The following is a 1503-nucleotide window of genomic DNA, read 5'->3' as shown; positions in this document are numbered from 1 at the left end:
CGGCATCACCTTCGAGGAGAAGAAGGGCATCGCCGCCTGGCACCCCGACGCGCGCGTCTTCGTAGTGAAGAATGCCGACGGCAGCGAGCGCGGCCTGTTCCTTGCCGATTATTTCGCGCGGCCCTCAAAACGCTCCGGCGCCTGGATGAGCGCGCTTAAGTCCGGCTATAAGCTCGGCCACGGTTCGAAGCCGGTGATCTACAACGTCATGAACTTCGCCAAGCCGCCGGCGGGCGAGGCCGCCCTTCTATCGGTCGACGAGGCAAAGACCTTGTTCCATGAGTTCGGCCATGCGCTGCACGGCATGTTGACCGACGTCACCTGGCCGTCGGTGTCCGGCACCTCGGTCAGTCGCGATTTCGTCGAGCTGCCCTCGCAGCTCTACGAACACTGGCTGACCGTGCCGGCGGTGCTGGAAAAGCACGCGCTGCATGTCAAAACCGGCAAGCCGATGCCGAAAGCGCTGCTCGACAAGATGCTGGCGGCGCGCACCTTCGGCGCGGGCTTTGCCACGGTAGAATTCACAGCATCGGCGCTGGTCGACATGGCCTATCACGCGCGACCGGATGCGCCAGAACAGCCACTTCGTTTCGAAGCCGAAACGCTTGAAAAGCTCGATATGCCCGATACCATCGCCATGCGTCATCGCACCCCGCATTTCGGCCATGTCTTTTCCGGCGACGGCTATTCGGCCGGCTACTATTCATACATGTGGTCGGAGGTGCTCGACGCCGACGCCTTCGCCGCCTTCGAGGAGACGGGCGACCCGTTCAACCCGGCGCTGGCCGAGCGGCTGCGCAAGAACATCTACGCCGCTGGCGGCTCGAAGGATCCGGAGGAGCTCTACACCGCCTTCCGCGGCAAGATGCCGTCTCCCGAAGCGATGATGGTCAAGCGCGGGCTGGTCTGAACAGCGCAGTTGCCAATCTCCCCACTTGAGGGGAGATGTCCGGTCCACCCTCCGCAGCTGCTGCGGAGGACGGGCAGGACAGAGGGGGCGCGAAGGAATGAGGCGCCTCAAACACCGTCGAGCAGCTCAATGCTTCTCGCCAGCGCCGCCGGATCGCCGGAAATGCGCAATGTCTTCAGCCGGGCAGTGCCGCCGGCGACAACCGACACGGCCGAGGCCGGCACGCCCAGCGCCTTGGCGACCAGTCTCTCAAGCGCTTGATTGGCGGCGCCGTTTTCCGGCACTGCACGGACGCGAGCCTTGATATGGCTTCGCCCGTCGGAAGCCGTCTCGATGCCTTCCAGCCTGTCCATCGCTGCCTTTGGCGTCAGCCGGACGAACAGGTCGACGCCGTCGTTACGCGTGCGGAACGGCGCGCTCACCGGACGGCTCAGACGACCAGCGACACCACGGTGGTGAGCAGGAACTGCCGGATGAAGAAGATGATCAGCAAAAGGATGATCGGCGAGATGTCGATACCGCCGAGGTCGGGCATGAAGCGGCGGATCGGCCGCAGCGCCGGCTCGGTCAGCCTGAAGAGCATGTTGCCGACG

At 64.4% G+C, this 1503-nt stretch carries 3 protein-coding genes; 1 reads left to right on the top strand and 2 read right to left on the bottom strand.

Annotated elements, in window-relative coordinates:
- Positions 1 to 910 (top strand): M3 family metallopeptidase (locus CN311_RS22440; RefSeq protein WP_245440909.1); only part of this gene is annotated, 910 nt, incomplete at its 5' end.
- Positions 911 to 1017: 107 nt separating this feature from the next.
- Here CN311_RS22440 and CN311_RS22435 read toward each other — a convergent pair.
- Both CN311_RS22435 and CN311_RS22430 read right to left on the bottom strand, forming a co-directional pair.
- Positions 1018 to 1332 carry a DUF167 family protein gene (locus tag CN311_RS22435; RefSeq protein ID WP_097575889.1) on the bottom strand — a complete coding sequence of 105 codons (315 nt, stop codon included), beginning with the start codon at positions 1330 to 1332 and terminating at the stop codon, positions 1018 to 1020.
- A gap of 8 nt (positions 1333 to 1340) precedes the next feature.
- A partial coding sequence (locus CN311_RS22430; protein ID WP_133117236.1) for a YggT family protein occupies positions 1341 to 1503 on the bottom strand: 163 nt, incomplete at its 5' end.

The sequence above is a fragment of the Mesorhizobium sanjuanii genome (assembly GCF_002529485.1).
In the GTDB taxonomy this organism is placed as follows: Bacteria; Pseudomonadota; Alphaproteobacteria; order Rhizobiales; family Rhizobiaceae; genus Mesorhizobium; species Mesorhizobium sanjuanii.
This window is presented reverse-complemented; position numbering and strand designations above follow the sequence as displayed.